The organism is Rhodococcus sp. IEGM 1370 (assembly GCF_033142325.1).
Lineage (GTDB): Bacteria > Actinomycetota > Actinomycetes > Mycobacteriales > Mycobacteriaceae > Rhodococcoides.
Genome location: NZ_JAWLRY010000015.1, coordinates 36,234 through 54,982, shown reverse-complemented (window position 1 = coordinate 54,982; position 18,749 = coordinate 36,234). Strand labels below are relative to the sequence as shown.

General features: G+C 63.7%; 21 protein-coding genes and 1 riboswitch. Of the genes, 11 read left to right on the top strand and 10 right to left on the bottom strand.

Annotation, left to right across the window (positions count from 1 at the left end):
- Positions 1 to 21: 21 nt before the first annotated feature.
- Together R4P47_RS17795 and R4P47_RS17790 are read right to left on the bottom strand one after the other, a co-directional pair.
- Positions 22 to 1,536, bottom strand: a complete 1,515-nt coding sequence (locus R4P47_RS17795) for an ATP-dependent DNA ligase (protein WP_317785325.1) — start codon at positions 1,534 to 1,536, stop codon at positions 22 to 24.
- Positions 1,537 to 1,744: 208 nt separating this feature from the next.
- Positions 1,745 to 3,322 (bottom strand): carboxylesterase/lipase family protein, encoded by a 1,578-nt coding sequence (locus R4P47_RS17790; RefSeq protein WP_269595602.1) that lies wholly within the window; start codon positions 3,320 to 3,322, stop codon positions 1,745 to 1,747.
- A gap of 98 nt (positions 3,323 to 3,420) precedes the next feature.
- Here R4P47_RS17790 and R4P47_RS17785 point away from each other — a divergent pair, with 98 nt between their 5' ends.
- The 6 genes from R4P47_RS17785 to R4P47_RS17760 all read left to right on the top strand — a co-directional run bounded on the left by R4P47_RS17785 (position 3,421) and on the right by R4P47_RS17760 (position 9,026).
- Positions 3,421 to 4,068 (top strand): hypothetical protein, encoded by a 648-nt coding sequence (locus R4P47_RS17785; protein WP_262498626.1) that lies wholly within the window; start codon positions 3,421 to 3,423, stop codon positions 4,066 to 4,068.
- 118 nt (positions 4,069 to 4,186) lie between these two features.
- Positions 4,187 to 5,584 (top strand): sugar porter family MFS transporter, encoded by a 1,398-nt coding sequence (locus tag R4P47_RS17780; RefSeq protein ID WP_094638610.1) that lies wholly within the window; start codon positions 4,187 to 4,189, stop codon positions 5,582 to 5,584.
- A 63-nt stretch (positions 5,585 to 5,647) separates the two neighbouring features.
- Positions 5,648 to 5,747: riboswitch (TPP riboswitch) on the top strand.
- On the top strand, positions 5,741 to 6,463 hold the full coding sequence (locus tag R4P47_RS17775; RefSeq protein WP_317785324.1) for a TenA family protein: 723 nt from the start codon (positions 5,741 to 5,743) through the stop codon (positions 6,461 to 6,463). It overlaps the preceding riboswitch by 7 nt.
- The gene (locus R4P47_RS17770) at positions 6,460 to 7,482 is read left to right on the top strand and encodes an ABC transporter substrate-binding protein (protein WP_317785323.1); all 1,023 of its coding nucleotides are present in this window, start codon (positions 6,460 to 6,462) and stop codon (positions 7,480 to 7,482) included. Before R4P47_RS17775 ends, R4P47_RS17770 begins: the two co-directional genes overlap by 4 nt.
- The gene (locus R4P47_RS17765) at positions 7,460 to 8,296 is read left to right on the top strand and encodes an ABC transporter permease (protein WP_317534181.1); all 837 of its coding nucleotides are present in this window, start codon (positions 7,460 to 7,462) and stop codon (positions 8,294 to 8,296) included. The genes R4P47_RS17770 and R4P47_RS17765 overlap by 23 nt, the downstream gene beginning before the upstream one ends.
- Positions 8,289 to 9,026, top strand: a complete 738-nt coding sequence (locus R4P47_RS17760) for an ABC transporter ATP-binding protein (RefSeq protein ID WP_317785322.1) — start codon at positions 8,289 to 8,291, stop codon at positions 9,024 to 9,026. The genes R4P47_RS17765 and R4P47_RS17760 overlap by 8 nt, the downstream gene beginning before the upstream one ends.
- 75 nt (positions 9,027 to 9,101) lie before the next feature.
- Here R4P47_RS17760 and R4P47_RS17755 read toward each other — a convergent pair whose 3' ends face one another.
- Positions 9,102 to 9,758: an FMN-dependent NADH-azoreductase gene (locus R4P47_RS17755; protein ID WP_317785321.1), complete on the bottom strand. Its 657-nt coding sequence runs from the start codon at positions 9,756 to 9,758 to the stop codon at positions 9,102 to 9,104.
- Positions 9,759 to 9,831: 73 nt separating this feature from the next.
- On the opposite strand from R4P47_RS17755, the gene R4P47_RS17750 reads away from it, so the two are divergent.
- Entirely contained in the window at positions 9,832 to 10,194 is a 363-nt protein-coding gene (locus R4P47_RS17750) for a helix-turn-helix domain-containing protein (protein WP_317785320.1), read from the top strand.
- A 15-nt stretch (positions 10,195 to 10,209) separates the two neighbouring features.
- On the opposite strand, the gene R4P47_RS17745 is transcribed toward R4P47_RS17750, so the two are convergent.
- Both R4P47_RS17745 and R4P47_RS17740 read right to left on the bottom strand, forming a co-directional pair.
- Positions 10,210 to 10,530 carry a homoserine dehydrogenase gene (locus tag R4P47_RS17745; protein WP_094688156.1) on the bottom strand — a complete coding sequence of 107 codons (321 nt, stop codon included), beginning with the start codon at positions 10,528 to 10,530 and terminating at the stop codon, positions 10,210 to 10,212.
- Positions 10,531 to 10,760: 230 nt separating this feature from the next.
- Positions 10,761 to 11,531, bottom strand: coding sequence for a hypothetical protein (locus tag R4P47_RS17740; protein WP_094688133.1), 771 nt, complete (start codon positions 11,529 to 11,531; stop codon positions 10,761 to 10,763).
- 187 nt (positions 11,532 to 11,718) lie between these two features.
- Between R4P47_RS17740 and R4P47_RS17735 the strand changes: the two genes are divergently transcribed.
- A complete protein-coding gene (locus R4P47_RS17735) occupies positions 11,719 to 12,003 on the top strand; it encodes a GNAT family N-acetyltransferase (RefSeq protein ID WP_300520945.1) in 285 nt (94 codons plus the stop codon).
- A 725-nt stretch (positions 12,004 to 12,728) separates the two neighbouring features.
- On the opposite strand, the gene R4P47_RS17730 is transcribed toward R4P47_RS17735, so the two are convergent.
- Together R4P47_RS17730 and R4P47_RS17725 are read right to left on the bottom strand one after the other, a co-directional pair.
- Positions 12,729 to 13,694 (bottom strand): DDE-type integrase/transposase/recombinase, encoded by a 966-nt coding sequence (locus R4P47_RS17730; RefSeq protein WP_317785319.1) that lies wholly within the window; start codon positions 13,692 to 13,694, stop codon positions 12,729 to 12,731.
- Between the two features lie 47 nt (positions 13,695 to 13,741).
- A complete protein-coding gene (locus R4P47_RS17725; RefSeq protein ID WP_283347480.1) occupies positions 13,742 to 14,146 on the bottom strand; it encodes a hypothetical protein in 405 nt (134 codons plus the stop codon).
- A gap of 353 nt (positions 14,147 to 14,499) precedes the next feature.
- On the opposite strand from R4P47_RS17725, the gene R4P47_RS17720 reads away from it, so the two are divergent.
- Complete coding sequence (locus R4P47_RS17720) at positions 14,500 to 15,963, top strand: PLP-dependent aminotransferase family protein (RefSeq protein WP_269596450.1); 1,464 nt, start codon at positions 14,500 to 14,502, stop codon at positions 15,961 to 15,963.
- Positions 15,964 to 16,089: 126 nt separating this feature from the next.
- Here R4P47_RS17720 and R4P47_RS17715 read toward each other — a convergent pair whose 3' ends face one another.
- Both R4P47_RS17715 and R4P47_RS17710 read right to left on the bottom strand, forming a co-directional pair.
- A complete protein-coding gene (locus R4P47_RS17715; RefSeq protein WP_269596451.1) occupies positions 16,090 to 16,539 on the bottom strand; it encodes a YdeI/OmpD-associated family protein in 450 nt (149 codons plus the stop codon).
- Positions 16,540 to 16,651: 112 nt separating this feature from the next.
- Complete coding sequence (locus tag R4P47_RS17710) at positions 16,652 to 17,119, bottom strand: SRPBCC family protein (RefSeq protein ID WP_269596452.1); 468 nt, start codon at positions 17,117 to 17,119, stop codon at positions 16,652 to 16,654.
- A gap of 99 nt (positions 17,120 to 17,218) precedes the next feature.
- On the opposite strand from R4P47_RS17710, the gene R4P47_RS17705 reads away from it, so the two are divergent.
- Together R4P47_RS17705 and R4P47_RS17700 are read left to right on the top strand one after the other, a co-directional pair.
- Positions 17,219 to 17,827 (top strand): ClpP family protease, encoded by a 609-nt coding sequence (locus tag R4P47_RS17705; protein WP_283347481.1) that lies wholly within the window; start codon positions 17,219 to 17,221, stop codon positions 17,825 to 17,827.
- Complete coding sequence (locus R4P47_RS17700; RefSeq protein WP_269596454.1) at positions 17,824 to 18,450, top strand: ClpP family protease; 627 nt, start codon at positions 17,824 to 17,826, stop codon at positions 18,448 to 18,450. Before R4P47_RS17705 ends, R4P47_RS17700 begins: the two co-directional genes overlap by 4 nt.
- On the opposite strand, the gene R4P47_RS17695 is transcribed toward R4P47_RS17700, so the two are convergent.
- Complete coding sequence (locus R4P47_RS17695) at positions 18,408 to 18,710, bottom strand: helix-turn-helix domain-containing protein (protein ID WP_269596455.1); 303 nt, start codon at positions 18,708 to 18,710, stop codon at positions 18,408 to 18,410. The genes R4P47_RS17700 and R4P47_RS17695 overlap by 43 nt on opposite strands.
- Positions 18,711 to 18,749 lie beyond the last annotated feature (39 nt).

The window sequence follows — 18,749 nt, the reverse complement described above, 5'->3', positions numbered from 1 at the left end:
TATTAATCGTCGGGACTGTTTTCACGAGTGTGGAAGGAGTGCGCGCACGGCGTCGATGGAGTCCGCGGTGGCGAGGTCCTTGTCGGGGCGATACCGCAGTACTCGCGCGAATCGCAGGGCCACGCCGCCCGGGTAGCGCGGGCTGACCTGCACACCGTCGAGTTCGATTTCGACGATCAGCTCGGGACGCAGGTACACCGTGTGCTCGTCGCGCTCGCGCTCGTGTTTCGGGAATTCCTCGGTCTGCCACTGCAACAGAACGTCGGTCAGGCCCTTGAATGTCTTACCGACCATGATCGGGTCACCGCCGTCGGGATCGCGAGCTCCGAGGTGCAGGTTGGACAGGTAACCGGTGCGACGCCCGTATCCCCACTCGGCTCCGAGGACGACGAGGTCGAGGGTGTGTTCGGGTTTGACCTTCTGCCAGCTCTTTCCGCGGCGGCCTGCGGCGTACGTCGCACCGAGCGCTTTGAGCATGACTCCTTCGTGCCCGGCGTCGAGTGCAGCGTCGAAGTGGGCCGCTGCTGCGTCCGCATCGGGCCGAACTACACTCGGAATTCGGTGCCCTGGCGCTACCCGGTCCAGTGCGGCGAGGCGCTGCTCCAGCGGGGCATCGAGCAGGTCCGCGCCGTCGAGGTGCAGGCAGTCGAAGAAGTAGGGCTGCAGCAGCAGCTCGTGTGCACTCTCCGCACCGAACCGACTCATCGTTTCCTGGAACGGTCTCGGCCGTCCGCTGTCGTCGAGCGCGAGGGTCTCCCCGTCCAGGACCACCGAATCGCACGGCAGCGCGAGAACCAGTTCCACCAACTCGGGCACACTCGCAGTGATGTCGCGCAGGGTTCGCGTGTAGATGCTCACGTCGGTTCCGGAGCGGTGCACCTGAATTCGCGCACCATCGAGCTTGTATTCGACGGTGAGGTCGCCGGACAACTGTTCCCAGGCAGCGTGTAGAGACTCCGCGGGAGAGGCAAGCATCGGACGGACCGGGCGACCGACCTCGAGCCGGAATGCATCGAGCGCGTCGACGCCACCGCTGATGGCGGCATTGGCCGTCGCAGTCAAACGACCCGAGAGCATGAATGCGCGACGCACCGGTGCCTGCGGCAGGTTCGTGGCCGCGGCAACAGCGTCGACCATGATTCCTTCGAGCGCGCCCTGACGCAGCTCGCCGGTGACGAGCCGGATCAAAAACCGACGCTCCTCGGCTGTGCTGCGCGAGAACAGGTCGGTCAGTATCGCTACCCGCCGAGCAGCAGAACCGGCCCCCGACGTCGCCGCGACCGAAGATATCGCCTCGTCTACCTCGGCAACCGTCAGCGTCGAGTCGGCAGCGGCCGCCACGTCGAGATCGGCCAGGGTGCGCCAGCCGACTCCTATCCGCCCCTGCGGCAATTCCCCCGAAAGCCACGACACAGCGGGCTCGATGTCGTCGGTCTCGGCCTCGGCGAGCAGGGCAGCGATCTGCCCGATCTTGATCTTGCGCGAACGCGTCGCCGACACTGCACGGGACGTTTCGACGATCCTCGACATCAACACACATCGAACATAACCGCCCCCACCGACAGACCCGCCTGATCAGGTCATTCCGCAGGCTCCACTCCCGCGCGCTGACATCCAATTGTTACCGGTGTGACTCGAGCGACCACTGTTCTTGCTGTTACGTTCGATTCATGTCAGCCACGTCCGTGCGACAGAACGCGCAGGAGTGGAGCCTGCGGAACGACTCCGTTGCATGGACGACGTGTCAGCTGAACCCGAGAACGCGGTCGCCCCACGCCGCGCGCATGTCGCCGTCGGGGTCGTCGACGAGAGTGTCGGATGCATCGATTACCAGCGTCCAGCGCGTCTTCTCGGTGTACGGAGCCCAATGCTTGGACGCATCGAGCGCGGCGGGGACACCGTACCGCGCGAAAGCGAGCCAGCGTCTCTGCATCCGCGCGGACACCGCCATCGCGGGCTTTCGGCCACCGAGCCAGAAGGTGGGGTCTCGGTTGAGCGTTCCGAAGTTGCCGAAGACGTACGGCAGCTCGGTCGCATGTCCCGCTCCCACCCGTGCGGCCTTGAGCATCGGCGTCGCATGATCGAATCGGTACATCCATGTCGGCGAATGCCTGCTGTGCGCGTCGGCGATCCACAGACTGGGCATGAGAAATCCTGCGTCCCGCGAAATAGCTTGTGCTCCAGCGGGTTTGTCCCTGTCCGGATACGCCGCCATGATTTCGGCGACACGATAGGCCGGCAGATCCGCGTGGTCGTGCGCGATGGCGCGGAACATCTCGGAGACGGTGTCCGAGGTGATCGGCATCAACGGAGACTTCATGAATCGGAAGATCGAGGGCTCGTCGTGGTTGGTGCCGATGATCAACGGGATCTTGTGCGAGAGCCCCTTCTGGAAGGCAGCCACGGGATAACGCGGAACGATATCGCCGTCGACGACCGGCGAAAGACCAAGTGTCCCAGGAACTGTCGTCGGGATCTCGTAACAGAGCGTGTCGCCGGCGGTGACCAGCCTGGTGAAATGCATGTCGAACAATTCGCCGATGTCTTTCCGGTCGACGCCCACCAATTCGAGGAATCTCGACGCCACCGCGGCTCCGCGGTCGGGGCCGTACACCGAGGTCGCAGGCGCGCTCTGCACGATAGCGCGCTGGAACAGCCCCTCGGCCTTGGGAGAAGTCATCAACGTGGTGACCGACGCTCCCCCAGAGGATTCACCGAACACCGTCACCTGATCGGGATCACCGCCGAACGCAGAGATGCACTCGCGGACCCACTGCAGTGCGGCAATCTGATCTCGCAGCCCCAAATTGGTCTCGAACGTGTGCTCGTCGGTGGAGAACGAGGAAAGGTCGAGGAACCCGAACGGGCCCAGCCGGAAATTGATGGTCACCACCACCACGTCGCCGTTCTCGCTGAGGTTCCTCCCGTCGTAGACCCGCTGGGCGGACGATCCGAGCGAGTACGCACCGCCGTGGATCCAGACCAGCACCGGCCGCAGTTCCGCGCCGGGACGGGGAGCCCAGATGTTGAGCGTGAGACAGTCCTCGGAAATCGACAGCGACGGATCGATCGGCACCGGACTGTCGCGACCCTGCGGAGCCATCGCACCGAACTCGAGGCCGTCGAGCACTCCCGACCAGGGCTGCAACGGACGCGGCGCACGGAACCGGAGCTTGCCCACCGGCGGCGTCGCGTAGGGAATACCCCTCCAGGCCACGATGGGCGACGCATCGGCAGCGACCGGATAGCCGAGAACGTCGCCGTAGGGCGTGCTCACGAGCACGGTGGAATCGGACGCAGCGGAGTCAGACGCGGTGTCCATGGAACCTCCCCTTCGGTCGTTGCCCAACGTACCAACATCAACCATCCCCTCGGCGACGATACGCACAGCGTCGACGCCCGCGAGCGAAGGAACCGACGATGAAGACAATCGGATGTGCCGCAGTGGCAATCGTCGGGGCGTGCCTGCTCGGAGGCTGCGGCTCGAGCGGGGAAGGCAACGGCCCGATGGCGACCGTGATCACCGACCGCCCCACCCCGATCACCACGGCTCCCTCCGTCACCTCCGCCGCGCCGGCATCACCGTCCACCCCAACGACGACCACGCCGACATCCACCACGGCGGCACCGACGAGTCCTGCTGCAGCCCAGGCAAAACCGCAGGACTACGCGGGCAAAGCACCCGGCTGGTACTACTTCACGAGCCCGAGCGGAAAATTCGAGTGCGGTATCGCCGTGCTCGAGTCCTCGATCGCCGGATGCCACGGGTCACTGCCTGATTCGGCACCCGAGGTTCCCGGCAGCGGGGCGTCGGGAACGGCGATGAAACCCAACGCTGTGCAGCTGATTGCCGGGTCTGCGGCGAAGTTCGAGAGCTTGGGTGATCCCAAGTTCCACCGTTTCGACGGCCCTGCGGCGGCCTTGCCGTACGGCGAAGTGCTCACAATCCCCGGAAGTGGCTCCACCAACGGCCTCCAGTGCAGCGTCGACGAGCAGACCGGGGTCACGTGCACCGATCAGGTCGGCCACGGTTTCACCGTCTCGGACGACGATTTCGACCTTCGTTGACGGTCTCGTTCGCGCGGCAAACAACCAGGCGTAATGTCCGGGGACGGTACGACAATCCCTGCCGTACGGTCTCCCCAGCGGCCGACGCCTGTGCGCGCGGCCGGAAGGTGCATCACTCATGAATCAGACCTCGGACCGCCACACAGCGAAGGTCATCGGCGTCAGCATCGCCGCTGCTGTGGGCGGATTCCTGTTCGGCTTCGACAGCTCGGTTATCAACGGCGCTGTCGACTCGATCGAAGATCACTTCCTCCTCGGTTCGTTCACCACAGGCTTCGTGGTCGCGATCGCGCTCATCGGGTGCGCAGTGGGTGCCTGGTTCGCCGGCAGCCTCGCAGACCGCTGGGGACGCAAGAAAGTCATGCTGCTGGGCTCGGCCCTGTTCGTCATTTCCTCGATCGGTTCGGGATTGGCCTTCAGCGTCCCCGACCTCATGCTCTGGCGCGTACTCGGTGGCCTCGGAATCGGCATCGCCTCGGTGATCGCCCCGGCCTACATCGCCGAGATCGCTCCGGCCAAATGGCGCGGCTCCTTGGCCTCGCTCCAGCAATTGGCCATCACCATCGGCATTTTCGCCGCTCTTCTGTCCGACGCCCTTCTCGCCGGCGCAGCCGACGGCGCGTCCAACGACCTGTGGTTCGGCATCGAGGCATGGCGCTGGATGTTCCTGGTCGGCGTGGTTCCCGCTCTCGTGTACGGGTTGCTGGCAACCCTGATCCCGGAGTCTCCGCGTTACCTCGTCGGGCAGCATCTCGACGAGGAAGCGGCCCGAGTCCTCGCCGAGATCACCGGTGAACTGCATCCGGACGAGCGCATCCACGAGATCAGGCTGACGCTGCGCAAGGAGTCGCGCTCGTCGTTCGCCGACATTCGCGGTCCGAAGTTCGGCCTGCAACCCATCGTCTGGGTGGGCATCACCATGGCCGTGCTGCAGCAGTTGGTCGGCATCAACGCGATCTTCTACTACTCGACGACACTGTGGCGTTCGGTCGGTTTCACCGAGGATCAGTCGTTCACTACCTCCGTCATCACCGCGGTGATCAACGTGGTCATGACATTCGTCGCGATTCTGTTCGTCGACCGTATCGGTAGGCGCAAGCTGCTGATGGGTGGCTCGATCGGCATGTTCGCCGGACTGGTCATGGCGTCGGTGGCGTTCTCGCAAGCGACCGGCAGCGGCGACGACGTCACGTTGCCCGCTCCGTGGGGTGCGATCGCCTTGGTCGGGGCCAATCTGTTCGTCATCTTCTTCGCCTCGACCTGGGGTCCGATCATGTGGGTCATGCTCGGTGAGATGTTCCCCAACCGCATGCGCGCCATGGCACTCGGCATCGGTACCGCAGCCAACTGGATGGCCAACTTCGCTGTCACGCTTGCCTTCCCGCCGCTGACGTCGTCTGTGGGCCTGTGGGTGATCTACGCAGGGTTCGCGTTGTTCGCCGCGCTCTCGTTCTTCTTCGTCAAGGCCAAGATCCGGGAGACCAAGGGTATGGAGCTAGAAGACATGCTGGGGTGATGCCGGACCGCAGATACAGGGGCAACAGCAGCACCATCGAGTGACCGGTGTTACTGTCACTGTCGTTCTGACACGGGGTGTGTCCGCCGATGCGGATGCTGAGATCAAACCCGCCGAACCTGATGCAGGTAATGCTGACGAAGGGATGTCAAGGCGATGACGCCTGTTGTATCTGCGGACCCGGTCCGCTTCACCGATCGACTGTGGGATGCGTCCGAGAACATTCGACGTGCCATCGACGACCTCGAATTTCTTCGGCTCCTCGGGGCGGGGACGCTTCCGCTCGACGCGTTCCGTCGGTATCTCGAACAGGACTCGCTCTATCTGGGCGGATACGTCAAATCGCTGTCACTGCTGGCATCACACGCACCGAACCCCGTCGTCGGAGCATTCTGGGCGAGCGCCGCCGCGAGTGCGATGGACGAGGCCGCATCGCACGAAGCGATGCTGAACGGTGGAGCGCTGCCCCCGTCGACCCGGACGCCCGAGCCTTCACCGGCATGCCTGGGCTATACGTCCTACCTGACCGCGACGGCGGCGACCGAACCGTATCCTGTTGCGGCAGCAGCTGTTCTGCCGTGCTTCTGGATCTACGCCGACGTCGGCCGCTCACTCTCCGGTGCAGCGAAGGCCGTTCTCGATCGAGATCCCGAGCATCCGTACGCGCAGTGGGTGGCCGCGTACGACGCGCCGGAATTTCATGCCATCGTCGACGCCGCCAGGACATTCGTCGATGACGCCGCAGCGGCCGCGACGCCGACGCAGCGCGAACAGATGATCGACGCCTTCGTCGTGGCATCGAGATACGAATTGATGTTCTGGGACAGCGCGTTACATCCCACCCCATGGCCCCTGGCCGAGAGTGCGGTGTACGCATGAGAACCACTCGGATTCTCGCCGCGTTGGCGGCGGCCGTCGTTGCCACGACCGGACTTTCGGGCTGCTCGGACTCGTCGGACTCGTCGGACTCGAACACCATTCGGTTCGCCCTCGACTGGACGCCGAACACCAACCACACCGGCCTGTACGTGGCCCTGCAAGAGGGTTATTTCGCAGACGCAGGCCTGGACGTGGAGATCCTCCCGTACAACAACACCGCGGCAGACACTCTCGTCGATGCCGGAAACGCCGAGTTCGGAATCAGCACACAGAGTTCGGGGGTCTTCGCCACCTCCGCAGGCGCGCAGACCGTCTCGGTCCTCGCGCCGCTCCAACACTGGGCGACCGGTATCGGAGTTCGTGCGGACAGAGACGACATCCCGAGCCCGAAGGCACTCGACGGCAAGGTCTATGCCGGCTTCGGTGAGTCCGGCGAACAGGCGGGCCTGCAACAGGTCATCAAAAACGACGGCGGCACAGGCGAATACGAGACGGTCGTACTGGGCACATCGGCGTACGAGGCGGTCTACTCCGGTACCGCCGACTTCACCGTCTCCTACTTCGCGTGGGAAGGCATCGAGGCCGAGCACAGCGGAACTCCGATGAAGTACTTCGACTACACCGACTACGGATTCCCCGACGCCTACGCCATCACGATCAGCGGCAACGAACCGTGGCTCGACGCCCACCCGGACGAGGCGAGGAAGTTCGTGCAGGCACTGCAGCGCGGCTACCAGCTCGCTGCCGACGATCCGGACAAGGCCGCACAGGATCTGATCGACGCCAACCCGGGAACCTTCACCGACGAATCGCTCGTCTTCGAGAGCCAGGAGATGCTCGCCGCGAAGTACATGAAGGACTCCAACGGCGAGGTGGGACGACAGAGCCTCGACAAGTGGGCCGCCTACTCGAAATTCCTCTACGACAGCGGTGTGCTGGCCGATCAGAACGGCGCGCCTCTGACTGCGGAGCCGGACTGGTCGACGTACTTCACCAATGACTACCTCGGCGATCGATGAGTCGGTAGCCGCTGACCGAGGTTCCTACTCGTTCAGCGGTATCCGAGCCTCGCTACGGTGGGCGTGGCCCGCGCTGACCGTCGTCGTCCTACTCATCGCCGCCTGGCAGATCTATGTCGAGATCAGCGGCATCCGGCCGCAGGTGCTGCCGTCCCCCAGCCGCGTGGTGGTCCAGGGTTGGGCGCAGCGCGACGCGATCGCCGAGAACGCAGCGGCGACCCTGCAGGTGACCCTCGTCGGCTTCGCGGTCTCCCTGGCCCTGGCGTGGTTGCTGGCCATCGCGGTGGATTTCTCGCCGTGGCTGCGGCGCGCGTTCGTTCCCCTCTTCGTCGTATCGCAGACGCTCCCGATCATCGCGATCGCGCCGCTGCTGATCATCTGGTTCGGCTTCGGGCTGCTTCCGAAGATCCTGGTGATCGCACTGGCCACGTTCTTCCCGATGGCCATCGGGCTCATCGAGGGTTTCGCGGCGGCCGATCGAGACGCACGATCGCTGCTGGCCAGCATGGGAGCATCGCGCTGGCAACAGTTTCGATACGTGCGGCTACCGTCGGCGCTTCCGCGGTTCTTCACCTCTCTTCGCATCGGAATCACCTACGCCGTGGTCGGCGCGATCTTTGCCGAATATGCCGGAGCCAGTGCAGGGCTCGGCATCTACATGAGTCAACAGAAGAACTCGTTTCGTACCGATCTGGTTCTCGCCGCGGTTGCCGTGACGGCCGTGATCAGTGTGGTCCTGTTCGTCTCCACCTTTGTGGTGGAGCGGTTCGTCGCACCTTGGGCGCGCCACGGTACGGTGGGTCTTCATGTCTGAACCCGACACCTTCATCGATGTTCGCGATCTCACCAAGTCGTTCGGCGAAAAGCCTGTGCTCGACGGCATTTCCTTCGGGGTGCAGCCTGGTGAGTTCGTATCGATCATCGGTCCCAGTGGCTCGGGCAAGAGCACTGTGTTCAACATGCTCGCCGGGCTCGACCGACCCGATTCCGGCACGGTTCGGGTACCGCCGTGCGCCTACATGCCGCAGAAGGATCTGTTGTTTCCGTGGCGTTCGGTATTGGACAACACCACCCTCGGTCTCGAAGTGCAGGGCGTCGCCAAGAAGGAGGCGCGTGCGCGGGCACGCGAGCTGTTTCCGGTCTTCGGCCTGGACGGGTACGAGTCGGCCAGGCCGTTCGAGCTCTCCGGCGGTATGCGCCAGCGAGCGGCGCTGTTGCGCACGGTGGTTCAAGGTCGATCGGTAGTGCTGCTCGACGAGCCCTTCGGGGCGCTTGACTCGTTGACGCGAAGCGACATGCAGGCCTGGTTGCAGCAGGTCTGGTCGGAGTTTCGATGGACGGTACTGATGATCACGCACGACATCCGTGAAGCGGTCTACCTCTCCGATCGCGTGATCGTCCTCTCCCCCAGACCCGCCCACGTTCGACGCCAGGTCGAGGTGACGCTACCCCGCCCACGCGGGCTCGAGATCGTCACGACGCCGCAGTTCGCAGCGGTCGAGAAGCAGCTGATGGACGTTCTGCTCAGCGCGTCGACGCTCTGACCGACATCCGACGCCGACCTCGGGTGGTGTCGTTGTCCGGGCCGTTCGAGCGGACTTCGCCAGGCTACTGGGCCCTTACCTGGCAGTTGTCCCACCCAATCGCAGCGCGAGATCGTCGACGGCGGAGAACGCCGCCTCGAGATTGGCTTGCGCCTTGGGAATCTGCGGCGCGAGTGCCGGCACCCGCTCAGCGAGCGTCAAGTCGACCGGAACGAAGTGAACCTCCATTCCCAGCGCAACTTCGAGCACCTGACGCAGTTGTGCAGTGGTGTGATCGGCGGACGCGTTGTCCGTACCGGGGGTGTAGTCGTTTCCCCGGCTGGTCACCACGACCACGGGCTTGCCGACGAGGGGTGCGGTGTCACTGTCGAACGGCACGGTGATGCCCGGAACGTGTACGTAGTCGATCCAGGCTTTCAGGGTCGACGGAATCGACCAGTTGTACATCGGCGCACCGATCAGCACTACGTCCGCAGAGATCAATTCCTCGATCAGTTCGACCTGAAGCGCTTCGGCAGCAGGCTCCACGGTTTCGTCTGCGGTTCGCAGATGAGGTGCCCAATGCAGCGCCGACGTGGGAAGGTGCGGCAGCGGACTCGTGTGCAGGTCTCGATGGATCACCGAATGGTCCATGCCGATCCCATGCCAGGCGTCCGAAAAGCGGGCCGTGACCCGACGGCTGGTCGAGCGGACCGGGTCGGCGGACGAATCGAGGTGCAACAACTGCGGCACTGAACGCTCCTCACATGATTGGTGCTTCGAGCCTATGCGTACCGCCGCGTTCGCTCGCTCCTATCCTGGACGAATGGACTTCCGATTTGTCATGCCTGCCCTCGATTCGCGATCGGCCACCTCGCTGGCGGCGGTCGTTCACGAGCGCACCGGAGCAGACGTCGACATCAGGATCGGCGGTTCGGAGGTCCGACTCGACGACGCGACACGCAGCGCGGTGTTGGAACTTCTCACCCAGCTCGCGACCGGTCGGGCGGTGGCAATCGGTACCGTGGACGAGTTGCTGACCACCTCGCACGCTGCCGAGGTGCTCGGTGTTTCGGACACCTATGTCAGGCGGTTGGCCGATGCAGGCGATCTACCGATCGAAATGCGCGGCACCCACAGGCGATTTCGGCTCGAAGACCTTCTGCGGCATCGTGATCGATTCCGGTGACGATGACGGTTGCCGTCACCCGGCCTCGCGTTCGAAGTGCTCGGACTGGACCGTCATGAGATCACGGAACGCCTGTCCGGCGGCCAGCCAGAGTTGTTCGGAGTCGATGTAGTCCACCCCTCGGATCTCGACGTCGCCCAGGTAAGCGCCGACGTCGACCGACAGCATTCCGATGACCGAAGAGACATCGGCATCGAGATATGTGGATTGGGTGTTCTGCAGCTCGCGGAACTGAGCCGAGAAGAACTCGGCTGGGATCCTGCGATCGACGAACTGGGCGATCAGGAACAGGAAGCGGGACGCATGGGCGGAGCCCGTCCGGAAGGAATGTTCCATGGTGAAGACCTCTCCCCACGGTCGACAGTACCCCTCGCACTGTCGACCGTTGAGCTCGCTGGTACCCGAATTTCGATGATCGGACGAACTCTCGAACATCGATTCGACCCAGGGGCTAAAACAGGGAGCTCGTCCTACCAGGGCCAGATTAATCGGCCCTTTCTCCGGTTTTGACCGGAAAAGGCGATTTGATGAGGAGACACAACTACACAGTCCCGAGCTGTGGTTCTCTACTGAAACGATCCCAGCGGAGCACGGTCCGGAGTGTCCAGTTGCCAGAACTGCCAGCCGTCCCGCTCTTCGACGTCACCACTGATATGTGTTGCTACCGCACTGGCAGCGACGGAAGGATTGTCGAACCGTCGGCCTTCCATCGGTCCTGCGGTGATCTCGAGTCGCTGCGTTTCGGGATCGTAGCGTCCGCTCAGCCGATAGCCCTCGCAATCGGCGACCACGCGTACTCGGTTGTCGATCACTTCTTCTTCCAAGGCCGCCTTGGCCGACTTACGAGGTGCTTTCACCCGGGGAGTACGTACCCACGTCTGTTCGGGGCCGACATCGATCGTCGTGTCCAGCGTCGAGCTCAGACCCAGTAGATCCCAACGCTCGCTGCCGTGCAGCACTCGGTCCACCGCGATTGCGTGGTGCCCGGTCCTGGTGCGCAGTGGCGAATCCTGGACCCAGAGGTCGACCTCTCCGCGAATGTCGGTGGCCATCTCTTCCGACGACACCATGTAGAAACGCGGCTCTTCGTTCGCGAGATCGACGAACACCCAGTACGAGGATCCGGTGTCGTCACTCTCGAGCGATTCGTCCTGCCTGCGGGCCTTCCAATCACCCGTCACCTTCGATCGAACTCGAACTATGCACGACGACGTGCCGTCCATCGACCAGACCTGCACGGGATTACGACGCGACGTCGTCAGCCGCTCCGCACGTCCACCGCGCTGAGCGACGGTTCGGATGAATGCCTTGATTCCCCGGTCGGATGTGTCTTCCACGGATTGCCACCTTCAGCCTCGAGAGCGACCCGTACTTATGAAGAGCGGTGTTGCGACGGGTGGCGCTGGCACGACTCGGTTTCCCTCACCCTACTGCGTCGATGCCTGCTCGAGTAACCGCAGAACGCCCCACCGGAGGAGTGCCGGTTACCGTGGTGGCACCGAAACTCGGCCAGGAGGTACCACCATGCCGGTCAAGATCACCCACGACACTGTTGACCACAGGTTCGAGATCCATGTCGATTCCGAGCTGGCAGGCTACTCGGAGTACCTCGAATCGGACGGATCGAGAACGTTTCATCACACCGTGACGCTTCCGCAGTTTCGCGGCCGAGGACTTGCCGCCGCCCTCACCGAATACGCGCTCGACGACACCAGCACGCAGGGTCTGCGCGTTGTCCCCGCGTGCTGGTTCGTTCGCGACTTCATCGCAGCCGCGGGCGATCGCTATTCACATCTGACCGTCCCCTGACCGTCAGCGACGGGACGACATCACCTCGACGCTGATCTCGGATTCCGATTCGCAGTCCTTCGAAGCCATGTCCTCCGCAGCCTCACCGTCACATGAAACCTCTTCTGCAACAGTTGCTTCGGCAGCTCTCTCCGCCGCGACCCGACGCCGTTCGTAGTTCTGCGCACCCCGCGCGACGCGTTGTCGATGTTCGTTCAGGATTTGTTCGTAGTGGTACATCTGTTCTCCTACAACAAGAGTGGACGCCGAGCACAGAGCATTGCCGTGCGGCGAAGTATTGGATCGATTGCTGCATATCGTCGGCAGGAATCTACCGATTCTGCCGAAGGCTCACTCAGAGAGCATGATCGGCAACCATGGCAAGCCGCGTATAGACGAATCGACGGCCCACGGAATTCGCGTCTGCTGCCATTGTCCACCTCCACGGTCTCTGCGATGTGCCTGTGCCACGATCATGCACGGCTGCGGCGACGAACTCCACCGATTAAATTCAGCGGGTGACGACGAAGGGGTTGTTGTCCACCAATCCTCCTGGCGCGCGGGTGATTCGCGTCGACTTTGCTCTCTCTGCGATGCCGCGAGACCCCGACAGTGACGACGCCTCGAACCGCCCCCGGACGCTGCCCGGCAACACTCGTACGTAGTGTCCGTCCCCTGAGTCGAGGTGATGAATGCGAGCCCGCAACCGCGCGCCGGCACCTGGCTCTGGCCTCGCTCGCTCAATGTCAAGCTGTCTGGAGTCGGTTGTTGTTGATTCCGACTGTTGCGGGCGGTTGTGGTGTGCAGGGGCGGCGGCGGAACCGTTCGGGGTGTCGGTCGTAATAGGCCTGGTGAGCTCGGTCTCGGTCGGTCCACAGGTTTCGCCAGTTCCCGGAATGGACGTCCGCTGGTGAGAACAGGGCGATGCCGGAATGTTTGTGGTCGGTGTTGTACCAGTCGACGTAGTCGGTGAGATGCCCGCGGGCGGCATCGATGTCGGAGAACATGCCCGGGTAGTTCGGCCGGTATTTCATGGTCCGGAACTCGGACTCGGAGAACGGATTGTCGTTACTGACATAAGGCCGGTTGTGGGTGAGCTCGACACCGTGCGCGGTCAAACAGTTCCTGAGGGTGTTCGAGCGCATCGCTGCACCGGAGTCTGCGTGAACGAATGATGGTGCGCCGTAACGCTGTATGGCTGTCTCGAACATCTCCGCGGCGAGGTGGTCGCTCTCTCGTTCCTCCACACGCCACCCCGCGATCAGGCGGGAGTGGATGTCGATGATCGAGTACGCCTTGAACGAGGCACCGCGCCACGGGGAGTGCAGATCGGTGATGTCCCAACTCCACACCTGACCAGGTGCGGTAGCGGTGTGCACGGGCATCGGGCGCGGGGTTCGGGTGCTCTTCTTGGTCGGTGTCTTCGGGCGGTTGCGTTGGTCGAGGACCGCTGCTGCGATACGCCACCACGAGCGACGGGATGCGATCATCGACCCGTTGTCCCAGGCGGTGGCGAAGGAGTGATCGACCGAGTTGCCGGCTTGCCATCCAGTGTCGATCAACGCTTCGACCCGGGTGCGATCGGTGGTGTCGATTCTGCTCGGATACTTCCGATCTCGTTGGTGCACAGGGTGTTCGGTCTTGACCCTGGGGTTGCGGCGGTAGTGCCACGTCGAGCGGGACAACCCGACCAACGTCAATGCTCGACGCACCGATCCGGTCAGTGGGGCCAGTTCGTCGACGAGGGTGTTCTCGGCGCTCAGGAATCGGTGGGATCGGGTGTCGGTCGGGTGTCGTCGGGCTCGGGCACGTTCAGTGTGTGCAAGAGCCCGATAGCTTTTCCCAGCAGCTCGTTGGTCTCCTTGAGCTCACGGATCTGAGCGTCACGTTGGGCGAGTTCCTCGGCGTGGCGGGCCGTCTCGATGGCTCGCCGTTCGACCATTCCCTGCCGGCCCTTCGGTTGCGAGTTCATCGGTTCAGTCTGACGCGGAACCAGCCCGCGGTCCACGTCGCCGTCGAACACCGCCGTCCGCCAGCGCGTCATCATGCCCCTCGAGACGGACGGATGCGCCGCCATCCATGGCCCATGCTGGCCATACGGCAACCGGCAGTACTCGAACACCATCTCCCGAATCTGCTCCCCTGTGAACTCAGCACTCAACATGCAGTAACCCTCCATAGCTTCTCGAATGACTCACCAGAAGCTTGGCAAAGAGGGTGACCTGGCAAATGCGCGCGCGTTTGCCAGGTGCGCGCGATCTAGGCCCGAATCGGATGCGAAATCGAACGCGTGTGACGAATGCGCGCGCGTTTGCTGAGACACGGCCGCGTCAGTCGGACTGAACACGACTCCGCGGCGGCCCGGCAGGCCCGCTTCTTCCGCCCTCGTGCAGAGCGACCACAGACCACCCTGCGCCCACCATGGACAGGACCAATACAGCTCCAATTGCGATCATGTGACCAGAATGGACTGCTTTTACTCCAAATAGTGCAGTCCAGTGTGCGAGAGTGGCATGCATGGACTCGTTCGACGCCTCCGCCATCACGGCCCCGGATCTGGCCGCCCGGATCGACCCATCGACGTTGCGGAACCGATCCGGTGGTCCGCTCTACCTCGAGATCGCCGACGAGTTGCGGCGACTGATCGAGAACGGTGAGGTGTCGGCGCAGACGCGTCTGCCTGCCGAGCGGGCGTTGTCGATCAGCTTGGACGTCAGTCGGGTGACGGTCGCATCGGCGTACCGGCATCTGCGCGAGGGTGGGTGGATCAGCGCCCAGCGAGGTTCGGGTACCTACGTCTCGCCGACGGGGTCTTTGCCGTCCTGGGGTTCACTGGCCGGCGACCGAGAGACTGCGAATCTGGAATTCGTCAACGCCTCCCCGTCGGCATCGCCGCTGTTGTCCGACGCGTACGGTGTTGCGGCAGAGAAGATTCGAGACCGTTTCACCTTGGGCGGGTACGCTCCGTCCGGTCTGTTCGAGCTCCGAGAGTCCATCGCCGCGTACTACCGAGGGCGCGGAGTGCCGACCACCGCCGACAACATCCTCGTCACCTCCGGTGCCACCGACGCCATCCACGCTGTGTTGGCGACGTTCACCGAGCCCGGGGCCCGCGTATTGGTGGAGCACCCGACGTATCCGGGCGTCGTCGAACTCGTCCACTCCCTCGGCGGTCGTTGCATCCCGGTGCCCATCGATCCGGACAACACCGACGAGTTCGTGGCTGCGGCAGACAGGTCCGCGCGGCAGAGTGCACCGACGTTGGCGTATTTCATGCCCGACTTCTCCAATCCGTCGGGTGCGCGACTCCCCCTGAACACCCGCCGACAGCTGTCCGCCACAATGCACCGCCACGGCGTACTGACCATCGTCGACGAGGTGGCAGCCGATCTGTGTCTCGACGGTTCACCGGATATCGAACCCTTCGGAGCCGCCACTCCGGACGTGGCGACGGTGACCGTCGGGTCGACGAGCAAGACGGTGTGGGGCGGGTTGCGAGTCGGGTGGGTTCGCGCCGAAGCCGGTCTGTTGGCGCGGGTCTCCGCAACCTATGCGCGACGCCAGCTTTCGGTCTCGATCATCGATCAACTGGCGGCCATCGAGTTGTTGGGTAAATACGACGAGGTACGGCGAGTCCGCGCGGAGGCGTCGAGAACGGCCCGCGATCACACCGTCGCATTGCTGCGTGATCATCTGCCGGGCTGGCACTTTCGAGTTCCCGACGGCGGTCTGGCACTGTGGTGTTCCCTACCCGACGGCATGCGATCCAGCCATCTCGTTGCCGACGCCCAGTCGCAGGGACTACTGCTGGCCCCCGGACTGAGATTCGGAACGGGGTACGCCTTCGACGATCGTCAGCGCATTCCGTTCACCCGGTCACTGTCCGACATCACCTCGGCGGTCAAGATCCTCACTCGCCTGTCGTCGGAGAACACCCCGACGCCGGCCGCCGCGTCGAGCACGCCCGCTGCGGTGGTGTGAGCCCCGACGGCCATCGCAAACGCGCGCGTTCGCGAGACGCTCGCGAATTGGTCACCTGGTCAATGGCGGAATCGCGCGCACCTGACGAATGCGCACGCGTTTGCGATGTCCCAGGGCCGGCAGCACTCAGAGCCGGAGGGACTGGACGATTGCCGTGACGCGCCGCTCGCGAGTGTCGTCGCGTTTCGCGTCGGCGACGGACCTTGCGTGTTCCTTTCGCGTCGACGGTGCCAGCGCATCGAACGCTGCTCGGAGAGTCGGATCCGCGTCCAAGGCTGTCGCCAGCGCCGGCGGAACCTCGATCACCTGCGGTTGGTCGTCCAGCTCGATCGTCACGTCGACGGTGTCGCCGGCCTCGACGCCGAGTGTGGCGCGAACGCTCTTGTTGAGTCCGAGCAAATTCTCGCCACCCATTCGGCCGATGCGTCCGCGCACCGTCTGACCACCGATCGTGAACCGAACTGGTGGCGTTTTGGTGGAACCGAGGGACGCGACCTGCTCGTCAGTGAGCACAATGGCCGCCGCCGGGCCCCGCGATTCGAGGACCGTGGACATCCGCAGAGCCGTTGCTGCCATGCGGACAGGCTATCGGTCACAGGTGCGCTCAGTGTCCACAATTCGCGTCGAGACGCGGGATTCCGTCATCGGCTCCGAATAGTGGACAGTCAGCGCACCTGGCCGACAGTAATCAGGCTTCGGCTTCCACGATTCGCTTGATTGCGGCCAGGGTGCGAGGGATGCCGTCGAGTGCCGCCTGGCTACGGGTGTCGATCTCCTTCTGCGCGTCCTCGCCGAACTTGCTGTGGAAGAAGGCGATGCCGTCGGGCAGGAAGTTCCAGTTCTCGGTCAGTCGTGTTCCGCCATCCACGGTTTCGAGGGTATAGCCCCAGCGAACGAAGTTGTCGCCCACCACCCAGGCGAACTCGCGACCTGGTTCGGCTGCGGCGACGGTCGACACGGTCTCCCACGTGCGACCCGGCACCACGTTGCGGCCGGTGAAGGTCGATCCGACGCCACCGCCGTCGGCCTCGTTCCACCAGCACTCCTGGCAGATCGGGCTCCATTCGCCTGTTCGGGTGATGTCGGAGACAACGGCGTACACGTCGTCGACCGACGCAGCGACGACGACGGATTCGGAGAACTCGAGTGCAGTCATCTCTCCATTGTCCATCTGGCACCCGCGAAGCTGTGAGCAGACCCGCTGCCCACAGCAGAACTATTGGCATGCAATCGAATTGGGAATCACACTCGAACCATGAGCGAAACGCCACGAATGTTCCCACCCGAACTCCGCAACCAACTCCTGCGTCATCGTGTCCTGGTGCTCGACGGCCCCCTCGACGACGACAACGGCACGGTCCTCACCACCCATTTGTTGACATTGGCCGCCGACAACTCCTCGGCCGACATCGCTCTGTGGATTCACTCCCCCGGCGGATCGGTTCCCGCGATGCTCGCGATCCGCGATGTGATGCGGCTGGTGCCGTGTCACGTGTCGACGCTTGCACTCGGGTTGGCCTGCAGCGCCGGTCAATTCCTGTTGTCCTCCGGTACGCGCGGCAAGCGGTATGCCCTGCCGCATTCGCGAATACTGATGCATCAGGGATCGGCCGGCATCGGTGGGTCGGCCGTCGAAGTGGAAGTACAGGCCAACGATCTGCGTCATACCCGAGATACGGTGCTCGGGCTCATTGCCGACGACACCGGGCAGACACGCGAGCAGATCTTCGACGACTCTCTGCACGACCGTTGGTTCACCGCGGAAGCAGCCCGCCAATACGGGTTCGTCGACGCGATTGTCGACTCGTTCGATCAGGTCATGCCCGCGCGACGGGCGTCGTTCGGAATGGAGTTGGCCCGATGAGCACGTACACCATTCCCAATGTCATCACCCGAGATTCGCGCGGAGAACGCGTCGTCGACGTCTATTCGCATCTGCTCAGTGAGCGCATCGTCTATCTCGGTACCGGTATCGACGCAGGGGTCGCGAATGCGATGATTGCGCAGCTTCTGCATCTGGAGGCCGATTCCCCCGACCAGGAAATCTCGATGTACATCAACTGCGAGGGCGGTGACACCGCTGCCATGCTCGCGATCTACGACACGATGCAATTCATCGGATCACCCATTGCCACAACATGTGTGGGCCGAGCGGTAGCAGCCGGCGCAGTACTACTCGCTGCCGGCGCACCGGGACGACGCTCTGCGCTGACCCACAGCCGGGTGGTGTTGCATCAGCCTGCGGCGCAGGGACGCGGCACCATCCCGGACCTCATTTTGGCCGCTGACGAAGTCGTCCGAGTGCGAGCCGAGATGGAGGCAATTCTGGCGGCACACACCGGACGCGACGTGGACACGCTTCGACACGACACCGACCGAGATCTGGTGTTGACGGCACCGGCTGCTCTCGAATACGGCGTCGTCGATCAGGTTCTCGAGGGGCGTCAGGCAGCCATCAACGTCGCGTCGCCGCGCGAGAGGTCGTGATACGCGAGGCGTGAGATTTCGGCCATCGACGTACCCAATGCGCCGACGACGGCCGCGAGGATTTCGCTCGACGGATCCTTGCGGCCGCGTTCGAGCTCCGACAAGTATTGCGGCGCAATACCTGCGCGTGCGGCGGTGTCGGCGAGGGTATCTCCGCGGGCGTGTCTGCGTTCGCGTAGTCGTCTGCCGACCACCTCGCGCCACAGGGGTTCCACCGCGCGCGCTGCTCGACGCTCATCGATTCGTATGACCTGGCCCATGATCGGAGCCTAGGCCCCTGTCCGTGATGGGTCACAGAT